Origin of the sequence: Minwuia sp. IMCC3060, assembly GCF_029909435.1 — a bacterium.
GTDB lineage: Bacteria > Pseudomonadota > Alphaproteobacteria > Minwuiales > Minwuiaceae > Minwuia.
Map to the genome: position 1 here is coordinate 3190237 of NZ_CP123782.1, position 12333 is coordinate 3202569.

Consider the following 12333-nt stretch of genomic DNA (forward strand, 5'->3'; position numbering starts at 1 on the left):
CCCCGCATGTCCGAACAGCGCAATCTGATCCTGGCCATCGTGCTGTCAGTCGTGATCCTGCTGGGATTCCAGACCCTGTTCCCGGGTGATCCGCCCCCGCCGCCGCCCATCGAGTCGCCTGCGGTCGGCACGCCCGGCAGCACCGGCGCGGCCAGCACGGTACCCGGGGTGTCCGCACCCGGCGCCAGCCTGCCTGGCACGGTGCCGACGGCAGGCGTGAACCGCGAGACCGCGATCGGGGCGGAGCAGCGTATCCGCATCAACACGCCGCGCCTGCACGGCTCGATCCGCCTGCGCGGCGGCTGGATCGACGATCTGACCCTGCCGGACTACCGCCAGACCACCGATCCGACATCGCCGGAAATCGAGCTGCTGAACCCGCGCGACGCGGCCGATCCCTACTTCGTCGATTTCGGCTGGCTGAACGCCCTGGGCAGTTCCGCGGCCATGCCCACGTCGGAGACGCCGTGGGTGGCGGACGGGGACACCCTCGCCCCCGGACAGCCCGTCACGCTGACCTGGGACAATGGCCAGGGCCTGACCTTCGTCCGTCGTTTCGAGATCGACCCGAACTACATGTTCACGGTGCAGCAGACGGTACGCAACAATTCCGGCCAGCCGGTCACGATGCATTCCTATGGCCGCATCAGCCGCCATGGCACGCCGGAGACCAGCGGTTTCTACATCCTGCACGAGGGCATGCTGGGCGGCCTGCAGGACAAGGTGATGGAGGTCGACTACGACACCATCGCCGAAGACGGTGACATCAAGGAGCAGACCAAGGAAGGCTGGATCGGGTTCACCGACAAGTACTGGATGACGATGCTGATCCCCGACCGGGGAACCGCCTTCGAAGGGGCCTTCCGCCATACCTACGTGGGCGGCATCGACAAGTACCAGACCGACTTCCTGGCCGATCCGATCACGGTGGCTTCGGGCAGCGAGGTCACGCTGACCAACCGCCTGTTTGCCGGCGCCAAGGAAGTGGACCTGATCAACGGCTATGCCGAGACACTGAAGATTCCGCTGTTCGAGAATGCCATCGACTGGGGCTGGTTCCCGTTCCTGACCAAGCCGCTGTTCATCGCCATCGACTTCTTCAACAGCCTGCTGGGCAATCTGGGTCTGGCGATCATCGCCACCACGATCATCATCAAGACCCTGTTCCTGCCGCTGGCCTACAAGTCCTACGTCTCCATGAACGCCATGAAGGAACTGCAGCCGGAAATGGTGAAGATCCGCGAACGCTATGGCGAGGACCGCCAGCGGATGCAGCAGGAGATGATGGGGCTCTACAAGAAGAACAAGGTGAATCCGGTTTCGGGCTGCGTGCCGATCCTGTTGCAGATCCCCGTGTTCTTCGCGCTCTACAAGGTGCTGTTCGTGACCATCGAGATGCGTCATGCGCCCTTCTATGGCTGGATCCAGGATCTCTCCGCACCTGATCCCACCAATATCTTCGAACTGTTTGGTCTGATCCCCTGGGATACCCCGGACCTGCTGCATCTCGGTATCTGGCCGATCCTGATGGGTGGCTCCATGTTCCTGCTGCAGAAGATGAACCCGACACCGCCGGACCCGATGCAGGCCCGGATCATGATGATGCTGCCGCTGGTGTTCACCTTCTTCCTGGCGCGTTTCCCGGCGGGTCTGGTGATCTACTGGACCGCCAACAACCTGCTCTCGATCCTGCAGCAGTATGTGATCAAGCGGCGGATGGCGAACCGGAAGAACCAGCCGGCCAAGAGCACCTGACGCCCGGAAGGGACTCGCGGCATGATGGATCCGGAGCCGGATATCGAGGCGGGGCGCAAGCTCTTCGCGGGCGATTGCACCTTCCTGAAGGGCGTGGTCGCGCTGGAGCACCTGCCTCCGCCCGACATGCCGGAAGTGGCCTTCATCGGACGCTCCAACGTCGGCAAGTCCAGCCTGGTGAATGCGCTGACCGGACGGAAGGCGCTGGCGCGCACGTCGAACACGCCGGGCCGGACACAGGAACTGAACTTCTTCGATCTGGGTGGACGGCTGATGCTTGTCGACCTGCCCGGCTATGGCTTCGCCAAGGCGCCGAAACCGGCGGTCGAGGCCTGGACCCGGCTGATCCGGCGCTACCTTCAGGGCCGTCCGAACCTGACGCGGGTCAACCTGCTGATCGACTCCCGCCACGGCATCAAGCCGCCGGACGAGGATTTCATGAGCATGCTGGACAAGTCGGCGGTGGTGTTTCAGGTCATCCTGACCAAGGCCGACAAGCTGAAGACCACCCAGCAGGAACGGGTCTTCGAGGCAACGCGGAAGGGCCTGGAGAAGCACGTGGCCGCCTATCCGAAACAGTTCCTGACCAGCGCCGAGAAGGGCACCGGCATCGCCGAGCTGCGCGCCGAGCTTGAACGTCTGGCGACGCAACAGTCCGCCGGGCTATAACAGGGATCGATTCGAGGCGATTGGGAGGAAGTTCGTGGACGACGAACTGATGAAGAAGGCCGCGACGCTGCAGGAAGCCCTGCCGTATCTGAAACGCTTCGCCGGCGAGGTCTTTGTCGTCAAGTATGGCGGCCATGCCATGGGCGACGAAGCGCTTTCCAAGGCATTCGCCCGCAACATCGTGCTGCTGAAGCAGGTCGGCATCCATCCAGTCATCGTTCACGGCGGCGGCCCGCAGATCGGGGCCATGCTTGACCGGCTGAAGATCCAGAGTGAGTTCGTCGACGGCCTGCGGGTCACCGACCGCGCCACTGTCGATATCGTCGAGATGGTGCTCTCCGGCTCCATCAACAAGCAGATCGTCACCGCCATCCAGCAGGAAGGCGGCATGGCCATCGGCCTGTCGGGCAAGGACGGTGGTCTGATTCAGGCACGCAAGCTGAACCGGTCACGCCGCGATCCCGATTCCAACATCGAACGGATCCTCGACCTGGGTTTCGTGGGAGAGCCGCGCACCATCAACCCCGACATCTTCAACGCCATCGATCTGGACTCGGTGATCCCCGTGATCGCGCCGATCGGTGTCGGCAAGAAAGGCGAAACCTTCAACATCAATGCCGACTCGGCAGCAGGCGCCATCGCCTCCGCCCTTTCGGCCGCGAAGCTGATCATGCTGACGGATGTGGCCGGGGTGCTGGACAGGGACAAGAAGCTGGTGCAGGTGCTGACCCCGCGCGATGTGCTGGTGCTGCGCGGTCAGGGCGTCATCACGGGTGGCATGATCCCGAAGATCGAGACCTGCCTGGACGCCATCCGCAATGGCGTCGGATCAGCAACCATTCTGGATGGCCGCATCCCCAACGTGGTGTTGCTGGAAACCTTCACCGAGCATGGCGTCGGCACAATGATCCGCCGCGACGAGGCCGCGGAAGACGAGGACTAGACCGCAGGGCCTGCTGGCGGACGTCAACCCGGCACGCTGGGCACCCGGGTCGAGCCCGGGTACGGCGTCCGTGGGGTGGTGGCGCAGGTTTGCAATGCTTCCCCCCAGCCGCTCGCGGACCTGATCCGCGAGCCCGGTCTCCGGCCTGCATGCCGAAGACCGGGTCGTGTGGTCAGGCAAAGGCGTAGGTGCCGCCCTTTTCCAGCGCGGTCTGCCAGGCCGGACGCTTGTGCAGGCTGGCGATCCAGCGGTCGACATTGGGGAACGTGCCGCGCTTGCCGAAGGGGCCGAGGATCTCGCCGACGAAACTGAGGTTGATGTCCGCACCGGTCAGGCTGTCGCCGACCAGGAACTCGCGCCCCTCGAGGTGGCGATTGATATAGCCGACATGATTGGCGATCTCGCTCTCGATGCGCGGATGCAGCGGTGCGCCCGCCTCTCCGAGCCGACCGACGTACATGAACAGCATCAGCGGCAGCATGGCCGAGCCTTCCGCGTACTGCAGCCACTGCACATAGGTGTCGTAGTCGGCGGTCGACGGATCGGGTTGCAGCCTGCCGCCGCCATGGCGACGGATCACATAGTCGATGATCGCGCCGGATTCGATGATGGTCTGGTCACCATCGGTGAGCACCGGCGACTTGCCCAGCGGATGCACTGCGATCAGTTCCGGCGGGGCGAGGTTGGTTTCGGCGTTGCGCTGATACTTCTTCAGTTCGTAGTCGAGGCCCAGTTCCTCCATCAGCCACAGAATGCGCTGGGAACGGGAATTGTTCAGGTGATGCACGGTCAGCATAGGGGTGTCCTTGTTCCTGTCTTTCGGGGCACGGTAGTTCAGCAGGGTGGCAATGTCTGCAATACCTCGCCCACCAGGTACAACGATCCCGTGATCAGCACCTGGCGGCGCGGATCGCTCTGTTCCAGCGCCTGCTGCCAGTCCGGCGCGTGCCTTCCCGACAGACCGAGATCACGCGCGATCGCTGCAATCTTTTCGGGGGCGGTTGGCGTGCCGACGGCATATACGGGCTGGTGCTGGATCGGGACACCGATGACTGTGGGATCGAGGTGCGCGAAGGCACTGAGGAACGGGGCCACGGGTCGGTTGTCCAGGATGCCGACGATCAGGGTAAGCGGCTGTGAGGGCATGGCGGCCAGCGCCGCCGCAGCCGCCTCGGCCGCGTGAACATTGTGTCCCCCATCCACCCAGATCCGGCGGGACGCGTCGGGATGCCGGACCTGATGGAAACGCGCAGACAGCCGGACGTCGGCAATTGCCGCCACGGTCTCGCTGTCCGGCGCCCTGACGGCAGGCGCCCGCCTGGCCAGCACCTCCATCACCGCGACCGCCTGGGCCGCATTCTGCCACTGGTGCTGTCCGGTCAGTCCCGGACGTGGCAGGACCAGGTCCGACTCACCTGCGTAGGCACCGCTCTCCCCATCGATGGACCAGTCCCGGCCCGCCAGATGCAGGGGACAGCCGAGCGCCCTTGTGGCCGCATGGGCGACCGCGATGGCATCAACGTCCTGCGGGTTGGCAACCACAGGCACACCGGCCCGGAAGATACCCGCCTTCTCCCGCGCGATACTGGTCGTGTCGGGGCCGAGAAACGCCTGATGATCCAGGGCAACCGGGGTCATGACGCTGACGCAGACATCCGGCACGGTATTGGTGCAGTCCAGCCGCCCCCCCATGCCACATTCCAGCAGCAGCACGTCAGCCGGGGACTCCGCAAAGCAGAGGAAGGCCGCTGCGGTCATGGCCTCGAAGACGGGGAGCGGGGCGCCGTCATTCACGTCGGCGACCCGTGTCAGCGCCTGCGCATAGACCGCATCGGCAATCTCGCCGTCAGGCAGCAGCACCTGCTCCGTGGGGCGGGACAGATAGGGCGAGATATAGCGCTGAACCCGCAAGCCCTGCCGCGACAGCATGGCGTTCAGGCAGGCAACGACCGAACCCTTGCCGTTGGTGCCGGTGATATGGACAACAGGCGGCAAGCGCCGGTGCGGTGCGCCCAGCCGTTCCAGAAGTGTCGGCAGACGCTCCAGATCGAGTTCCATCCGACGCGCGCCCAGGCGGGTGATCCGGTCCAGTGCGGCGTCGGTCAGGGGCGTTCTCACGATGACTTCTCAGGTACCTCCCCGGCGTCATCTTCCGCGCTGTCCGGCTCCGTGTTCATCAGTTCGGAGTCAGCATCAGGCTCGGGAATCACCACAGGCTCCGGCGGCGGCAGGGACGCAGGTGGCGCCACCACCGGTTCCCGCATCAGCGAAAGGATGCGACCCAGCGTGTCCGCCAGTTCATGGCGATGCACCACCATGTCCACCATGCCGTGCTCCAGCAGATACTCCGCCCGCTGAAACCCGTCCGGCAACTGCTCCCGAATCGTCTGTTCGATCACCCGTGGCCCGGCGAACCCGATAAGCGCGCCCGGTTCGGCAATCGCCACGTCCCCGATCATCGCGAAGGACGCGGTCGTGCCCCCCGTGGTCGGATCCGTCAGCACGCTGATGTAGGGCAGGCCCTTTTCCTTCAGCCGCTGGATCGCGACCGTGGTGCGGGGCATCTGCATCAGGGACAATATCCCCTCCTGCATCCGCATGCCGCCCGATGCCGCACAGACGATCAGGGCCGCATCTTCCTGCACGGCCCGTTCCGCCGCCGCGACAATCGCCTCCCCTTCGCCCGGGGAAACGGAGCCGCCCATGAAGAAGAAGTTCTGCGCCGCAACCACGACCGACTGGCCACCGATGCGGCCCAGACCGGCCTCCACCGCGAAGTCGGCTTCCGCCGCGCTGCGGGCATCCTTGATCTGGTCCGGATAGCGCCGGGAATCCTTGAACTTCAGCGGATCCATCGGCGGTTGCGGCGTCTTCAGCCGCTCGAACACGCCATCATCGAACAGAAGCTCCAGCCGCTGGGACGCGGTGAGACGCATGTGGTGGTCGCAGTGCGGGCAGACCCTGAAGCTCTGCTCAAGGTCACGATGGAACACCATCTGCCCGCAGGCGCGGCATTTCTCCCAGAGATTGTCCGGGCCATCCTTGCGGCGGCCCAGACCAATCTTGGGCAGGACACGGTTGGTCAGCCAACTCATGCGGCAACGCCCTCCCGATAGGGACCATTGTTGCTCAAGGGGATACCTCCGTTAGATCCATGTCCAGGACAGACACCCGTCAGGCAGAACGTACACCATCGGCAAGGGCTGTCACCAGTTCCACCACATTGGCCACCGCCGCATCGCGGTCATCACCGGCCTTGCCCACCTGATCAACGATGGCCGTACCAACCACTGCAGCGTCCGCGACCCGGGCCACCGCCGCCGCCTGCTCCGGCGTCTTGATGCCGAAACCGACTGCGACCGGCAGATCGGTATGGCGCTTCAGCCGTTCCACCGCTGCGGCGACTGCAACCGTATCCATATGGCCCGCGCCGGTGATCCCGGCAACGGAGACATAATAGACAAAGCCGGATGTGTTCTGCAGCACGGTCGGCAGCCGCTTGTCATCCGTCGTGGGTGTTGCCAGCCGGATCAGCGAGATGTCCTGCGCCGCCGCGGCAGACAGCAGTTCGGCATCCTCCTCCGGCGGCAGATCGACGATGATCAGGCCATCCACCCCGGCGGCGGCGGCATCCACCGCGAAGGCGGCGATGCCATGGTTCAGCACCGGGTTGAAATAGCCCATCAGCACGATCGGCGTGTCCTGATCGGCCTTGCGGAACCGGGTCACCAGTTCCAGCGTCCGCTTCAGGGTCTGGCCATTGCCCAGTGCCCGCAGACCCGCGACCTGGATCGCGGGACCATCCGCCATCGGGTCGGTGAAGGGCATGCCGATCTCGATCACGTCGGCACCGGCACCCGGCAGGGCCTCGAGGATGCGCGCGGAGGTCTCGAAGTCAGGATCCCCACCCATGACGAAGGTGACAAGGCCGGACCGGCCCTGTTCCTTCAGCGCCGCGAAGCGCCGCGTGATACGCGCGCTCACAGCTTCACCCCCAGGGCGTCGGCAACGGTGAAGACGTCCTTGTCCCCGCGACCGCACATGTTCATCAGGATGATGTGATCCTTCGGCAGGGTCGGCGCGACACGGGCAACATGCGCCAGCGCATGTGCCGGTTCCAGCGCGGGGATGATCCCCTCCAGCCTGGAGCAGAGCTGAAACATCTCCAGCGCCTCCTGATCCGTGGCGGAGACATACTCGACCCGCCCGGCATCCTTCAGCCAGGCATGCTCCGGCCCGATGCCGGGATAGTCGAGCCCGGCGGAGATCGAATGCGCTTCCTCGATCTGCCCATCCTCGGTCTGCAGCAGATAGGTCTTGTTGCCATGCAGTACGCCGGGGCGCCCGCCCGTCAGGGAGGCGGCGTGCTTGTCCGTGTCGACACCATGGCCTGCGGCCTCGACACCGACGATCTGCACGTCCGGGTCGTCCAGGAACGGATGGAACAGGCCCATGGCGTTGGAGCCGCCGCCGATGCAGGCAACGATCTGGTCGGGCAGGCGCCCTTCCTTCTCCATCATCTGCTGCTTTGCCTCATTGCCGATGACCGACTGGAAGTCACGCACCATGGCCGGATAGGGGTGCGGTCCCGCCACCGTGCCGATGATGTAGAAGGTGTCGGAGACATTGGTCACCCAGTCCCGCAGCGCCTCGTTCATCGCGTCCTTCAGGGTGGAGGAACCGGAGGTGACGGGGACGACCTCCGCCCCCAGCAGCTTCATGCGGAACACGTTCGGCGACTGCCGCTCCACATCCACCGACCCCATGTAGACATGGCAGGGCAGGCCGAAGCGGGCGGCGACGGTCGCGGTTGCGACACCATGCTGGCCCGCGCCGGTCTCCGCGATGATGCGCGGCTTGCCCATCCGCCGGGCCAGCAGGATCTGGCCCATGCAGTTGTTGATCTTGTGCGCGCCGGTGTGGTTCAGCTCGTCCCGCTTGAAGTAGATCTTCGCGCCGCCGAAATGCTCGGTCAGCCGTTCAGCGTAGTACATCGGGCTGGGACGCCCGACGTAGTCACGCAGGTAGTAATCCAGTTCCTCCTGAAAGCTGGGGTCGGCCTTGGCCGCCTCATAGGCCTCGTCCAGTTCCAGGATCAGCGGCATCAGCGTTTCGGCGACATAGCGCCCGCCGTAGTCGCCGAAATGGCCGGTCCCGTCCGGGCCGTTGCGAAAGCTGTTGGGATTGTTGGTCACAGTCATGGAATTGCTTCTTTCTGAAACCCGGCAACCGCCGGGAGAAGGTCTGTCACACCGCGTGGACGGCCTGCAGGAAGGCCGTGATCCGCGCGGGGTCCTTGTGGCCGGGGGCGCGCTCGACACCGGATGAAACATCCACCCAGGGTGCGCCGCTGATGCGGATCGCCTCCGCCACGTTCGTCGCATCGAGCCCGCCGGAGAGCATCCATGGATGGCCCCAGTCGCGCCCCGCCAGCAGTCGCCAGTCGAACGTCATGCCATTGCCACCCGGCAGGGCATCTTTCGCATCGTCCGGCGCCTTGGCGTCGAACAGCAGCCATGACGCGGCGCTGTCGTAATCCCCGACAGCGCCGAAATCCTCCGCATGGCGAATCTTGAAGGCCTTCATGGCCGGCAGGCCGGTGCGGCGGCCGATCTCCGCCACCCGCTCCGGCGTTTCCGATCCGTGCAACTGCACCAGATCCAGCGGCACCCGGGCCAGCACGGCGTCCAGCAGGGCGTCATCGGGATCGACGAACAGCCCGACCTTCTGAACCCTGTCCGCAACCGAACCAACTTCCGCCAGCAGGGCGGCAGCCTGTTCCGGGCTGACCGCACGGGGTGACGGGGCATAGAAGACCAGGCCGATGGCATCCGCACCGCCGGCAAGCGCTGCCCTCAGCGACACGGCATCGTTCAGGCCACAGATCTTTGCGCGTACAGCCATCAGCCGATCTCTTCCAGAATGGCCATCGCGGCGGCAGCCGGATCATCGGCGCCGGTGATCGGGCGACCGATCACCATGCGGCTGGCCCCGGCCCGCATCGCCTCCGCCGGGGTCATCACACGCTTCTGATCGCCCAGCGCGGCACCGGCAGGTCGGATCCCCGGCGTCACCAGCAAGGGCTCCCCCCCCAGCGCGGCACGCAGCGGCGCGATCTCCTTCGGGCTGCAGACCAGTCCGTCCGCGCCATTGGCAATGGCCAGCCTGCCCAGCCGCACCACCTGTTCCTCCGCGCCACCGGTCACGCCCGTGTCGGCCAGATCGCTGTCGCTCATGCTGGTCAGTACCGTGACGGCCAGCAGTTTCGGGCGGGCCGCACCAAAGCCTTCCGCTGCCTCTCGCGCCGCAGCGACCATCGCCGCACCGCCGGAGGCGTGCAGGGTCAGGAAGGCGGGCGCCAGGCTGCGCGCCAGCGAGGTCACGGCACCGGCCACCGTATTGGGAATGTCATGCAGCTTCAGATCGATGAACAGGGGCAGACGTTCCCGGATCGCTTCAGGCAGCACGTCATGGACCCCCTGGGGGCCGTTCGCCGTGAAGAACTGCTTGCCCAGCTTGATACCGCCCACTGCCCCGGCGAGCGTCAGGGCGAGGTCGCGCGCCGCCGCCACATCGTCGGTGTCGATCGCCACGAAGATCGGGTTGCTGGAGACTGGATCAGACATGGGGGCGTTATAGTCATCCTGAACGCCCGACAAAACAAAACTGTGCCGAGACGGAGAGATTTTCGCTTTTGGGCCCCAGGTGCGCGCGCCAGATAGGAAGCAGCAACGAAACCAGCGGAGGACATCATGGCCACGGCAACAGCATACGCACCACGCCCGACAGAGACGGAACAAGTGACACCGGTTCCGGCAGTGCGCGCGGACATCATCTATACGGTGACCGACGGACAGCGCCACAAGGCCTTCATCCCGCCGCAGGGCACGAATGCCGAGACCCGGCGCACCCACCCGGACCGGCCCGTGACCGTCAGCATCAGGGACGGACGACCGGAGGCCGAGCACTTCCACCTCGACCGCGCCGGCTTCGCGTTTCGCGCCGTGCCCGCGACCGACATCGACTTCCATGATCCGGTCCAGGTGGAACGCGACTACTACCCGCAGCTCGAGGCATTGCTGAAGGCGGAGACCGGTGCCAGCCGGGTCCGGATCTTCGACCATACCGTGCGCGTCACGGGCGGTGGCACGGACCAGACGAATCCGACCCGCCTGCCGGTGCATCGTGCCCACGTGGACTACACGGAGAAGTCCGGACCGACGCGGGTACGCGACCTGATGGGCGACGAGGCAGAAGGCCTGCTGTCGCGGCGTGTGGCGGAGATCAACGTCTGGCGGTCGATCACCGGCCCGGTGCTGGCCTCCCCCCTCGCCGTGGCCGAAGCCGACAGCCTGCGGCCCGAGCACCTGATCGCCACCGACCTGGTGTTCGAGGACCGGGTCGGCGAGATCTACGAGTTCGCCCATGATCCGGCCCACCGCTGGGTCTACTTCCCGGAGATGTCACGGGACGAGGTGCTGTTGCTGAAGAGCTATGATTCCGCCACGGACGGACGCGCACGCTTCACCCCGCATACCGCCTTCGCGCACCCGGACACGCCTGCCGACGCGCCGGCACGGCAGAGCATCGAGGTGCGGGCATTCGTGTTCTTCGACTGATGCAGGAAATTGACAGCAGGGTGCCGGGGCAGGCCCGGCACCGCTGGCGCAGGGTCAACGGTATCCCTGGCACCGGGTGGACGCGTTCAGACCACGTCCCCGGTCAGGTCGGTCGGAAACAGGGTGCTCCGAAATTCAGCGGTCGGTACGCGGAATCCCGATCGCGGCACGGGCTTCGGTGAGCAGCTTGCGCTCCCGCCCCGTGTCGATGGAGATGTGGGCGGTCATGCCGGCACGCAGCGGCGGGCGGTCCTGGTTCGGCAGCAAGCGCAGGCGCACCGGCACCCGCTGGACGACCTTGACCCAGTTACCCGTCGCATTCTGGGGCGGCAGGATGGAGAATTCGGCACCGGTTGCCGGGGCAATGCCCTGCACGGTCGCCTTCCAGGTCACGCCGGGATAGGCATCGACCTCGATCTCCGCCTTCAGCCCTTCATGCACATGGGTGAGCTGGGTTTCCTTCAGATTGGCCTCGACCCAGGTCTCCCGGTCGTCGACCAGGGCGAAGATCGGCTCGCCCTTCTCGACAAACTCGCCCGGCTCCAGATGGATCGCGGTCACGATCCCGTTCGCGGGCGCGATGATGCGGGTATAGTCGAGCCAGAGCAGCGCCTGATCACGTGCGGCAGCAGCGGCCAGATAGAGCGGGTGCTTCTCCACGGGGCGGTTGATGTCGCCGCCAATGGAGATCAGTGCTTCCTTCACCCGTTCCTGCTGCGTCGCGACCCGGCGCTTGGCGGCGGAAAGGTCAGCGGCGGCTTCCTCATACTGCGCCGAGGCGGCAATGCCGCGCTTCGACAGGCTGCGGTAGCGTTCGGTCTGGCTTTCCAGATGGCTGATCCGGGCGCGGGTCTCTTCCAGTTCCGCCAGCGAGGCACGGTAGTCGGACTTCAGACCGGCCACCTGACTGCGGGCACGGGCCAGATCGGCCTCCGTCTCCGCCAGCCTGATCTCGTGCGCGCGGCTGTCGAGTTCGACGAGCACGTCACCGGCACGGACGCGCTGGTTCTCGACCACATGGACCGCGGAAACCCGGCCATCCAGATCGCTTGAGACGGCGAACTTGGCGGATTTGACGTAGGCATTCTCCGTGGTGATGTAGCGCCCGCCCAGTGCGTAGCCGAAGCCCACACCGGCAATGACCAGCACCGGAATGACGAAAAGCAGCACGAAACGGCGCATCAACCGCTTTCGCGGGCGCGCCGGCTGGGACACTGCCAGACCGCCGTCAGCACTGGCGGCGCCAACTTCCTGACCCTGTGCGTCGGCGGTGGAGAGTTCCTTGCGTGTGTCGGACAAAACAAACCTCACAACATTTAAGGAGTCGTATCCTAACTTGTCGGCAGA

Annotated in this window: 12 protein-coding genes; 4 read left to right on the plus strand and 8 right to left on the minus strand. The window is 65.5% G+C overall.

Annotated elements, in window-relative coordinates:
* Positions 1 to 6 precede the first annotated feature (6 nt).
* From yidC to argB, 3 genes are read left to right on the plus strand one after another with little or no spacing between them, the layout of a single operon-like run.
* Positions 7 to 1755: a membrane protein insertase YidC gene (gene yidC, locus QGV54_RS15030; RefSeq protein WP_281016025.1), complete on the plus strand. Its 1749-nt coding sequence runs from the start codon at positions 7 to 9 to the stop codon at positions 1753 to 1755.
* Positions 1756 to 1776: 21 nt separating this feature from the next.
* A complete protein-coding gene (gene yihA, locus QGV54_RS15035) occupies positions 1777 to 2424 on the plus strand; it encodes a ribosome biogenesis GTP-binding protein YihA/YsxC (RefSeq protein ID WP_281016024.1) in 648 nt (215 codons plus the stop codon).
* Positions 2425 to 2473: 49 nt separating this feature from the next.
* Complete coding sequence (gene argB / locus QGV54_RS15040) at positions 2474 to 3367, plus strand: acetylglutamate kinase (protein ID WP_348637689.1); 894 nt, start codon at positions 2474 to 2476, stop codon at positions 3365 to 3367.
* Positions 3368 to 3539: 172 nt separating this feature from the next.
* Here argB and QGV54_RS15045 read toward each other — a convergent pair whose 3' ends face one another.
* From QGV54_RS15045 to pyrF, 7 genes are all read right to left on the minus strand, one after another.
* Positions 3540 to 4163 carry a glutathione S-transferase gene (locus tag QGV54_RS15045; RefSeq protein ID WP_281016022.1) on the minus strand — a complete coding sequence of 208 codons (624 nt, stop codon included), beginning with the start codon at positions 4161 to 4163 and terminating at the stop codon, positions 3540 to 3542.
* 38 nt (positions 4164 to 4201) lie between these two features.
* Positions 4202 to 5485, minus strand: a complete 1284-nt coding sequence (locus tag QGV54_RS15050; protein WP_281016021.1) for a hypothetical protein — start codon at positions 5483 to 5485, stop codon at positions 4202 to 4204.
* A complete protein-coding gene (gene accD / locus QGV54_RS15055) occupies positions 5482 to 6462 on the minus strand; it encodes an acetyl-CoA carboxylase, carboxyltransferase subunit beta (protein WP_281016020.1) in 981 nt (326 codons plus the stop codon). The genes QGV54_RS15050 and accD overlap by 4 nt, the downstream gene beginning before the upstream one ends.
* Positions 6463 to 6541: 79 nt before the next feature.
* Complete coding sequence (gene trpA / locus QGV54_RS15060; protein WP_281016019.1) at positions 6542 to 7351, minus strand: tryptophan synthase subunit alpha; 810 nt, start codon at positions 7349 to 7351, stop codon at positions 6542 to 6544.
* Positions 7348 to 8568, minus strand: a complete 1221-nt coding sequence (gene trpB, locus QGV54_RS15065; protein WP_281016018.1) for a tryptophan synthase subunit beta — start codon at positions 8566 to 8568, stop codon at positions 7348 to 7350. Before trpB ends, trpA begins: the two co-directional genes overlap by 4 nt.
* 46 nt (positions 8569 to 8614) lie before the next feature.
* The gene (locus tag QGV54_RS15070; RefSeq protein ID WP_281016017.1) at positions 8615 to 9271 is read right to left on the minus strand and encodes a phosphoribosylanthranilate isomerase; all 657 of its coding nucleotides are present in this window, start codon (positions 9269 to 9271) and stop codon (positions 8615 to 8617) included.
* Positions 9271 to 9993: an orotidine-5'-phosphate decarboxylase gene (gene pyrF / locus QGV54_RS15075; protein WP_281019974.1), complete on the minus strand. Its 723-nt coding sequence runs from the start codon at positions 9991 to 9993 to the stop codon at positions 9271 to 9273. The genes QGV54_RS15070 and pyrF overlap by 1 nt, the downstream gene beginning before the upstream one ends.
* Positions 9994 to 10119: 126 nt before the next feature.
* On the opposite strand from pyrF, the gene QGV54_RS15080 reads away from it, so the two are divergent.
* Positions 10120 to 10986: a CmcJ/NvfI family oxidoreductase gene (locus tag QGV54_RS15080; RefSeq protein ID WP_281016015.1), complete on the plus strand. Its 867-nt coding sequence runs from the start codon at positions 10120 to 10122 to the stop codon at positions 10984 to 10986.
* Between the two features lie 135 nt (positions 10987 to 11121).
* Here the strand turns inward: QGV54_RS15080 and QGV54_RS15085 are convergent, their stop codons facing one another.
* Positions 11122 to 12285 carry an HlyD family secretion protein gene (locus QGV54_RS15085; RefSeq protein ID WP_281016014.1) on the minus strand — a complete coding sequence of 388 codons (1164 nt, stop codon included), beginning with the start codon at positions 12283 to 12285 and terminating at the stop codon, positions 11122 to 11124.
* Between the last annotated feature and the right edge of the window lie 48 nt (positions 12286 to 12333).

Excerpts from the sequence above, each read along its gene's own strand:
- yidC (WP_281016025.1), top strand. The coding sequence starts at position 7 with ATGTCCGAACAGCGCAATCTGATCCTGGCCATCGTGCTGTCAGTCGTG.
- yihA (WP_281016024.1), top strand. The coding sequence starts at position 1,777 with ATGATGGATCCGGAGCCGGATATCGAGGCGGGGCGCAAGCTCTTCGCG.
- argB (WP_348637689.1), top strand. The coding sequence starts at position 2,474 with ATGAAGAAGGCCGCGACGCTGCAGGAAGCCCTGCCGTATCTGAAACGC.
- QGV54_RS15045 (WP_281016022.1), bottom strand. The coding sequence starts at position 4,163 with ATGCTGACCGTGCATCACCTGAACAATTCCCGTTCCCAGCGCATTCTG.
- accD (WP_281016020.1), bottom strand. The coding sequence starts at position 6,462 with ATGAGTTGGCTGACCAACCGTGTCCTGCCCAAGATTGGTCTGGGCCGC.
- trpB (WP_281016018.1), bottom strand. The coding sequence starts at position 8,568 with ATGACTGTGACCAACAATCCCAACAGCTTTCGCAACGGCCCGGACGGG.
- QGV54_RS15070 (WP_281016017.1), bottom strand. The coding sequence starts at position 9,271 with ATGGCTGTACGCGCAAAGATCTGTGGCCTGAACGATGCCGTGTCGCTG.
- pyrF (WP_281019974.1), bottom strand. The coding sequence starts at position 9,993 with ATGTCTGATCCAGTCTCCAGCAACCCGATCTTCGTGGCGATCGACACC.
- QGV54_RS15080 (WP_281016015.1), top strand. The coding sequence starts at position 10,120 with ATGGCCACGGCAACAGCATACGCACCACGCCCGACAGAGACGGAACAA.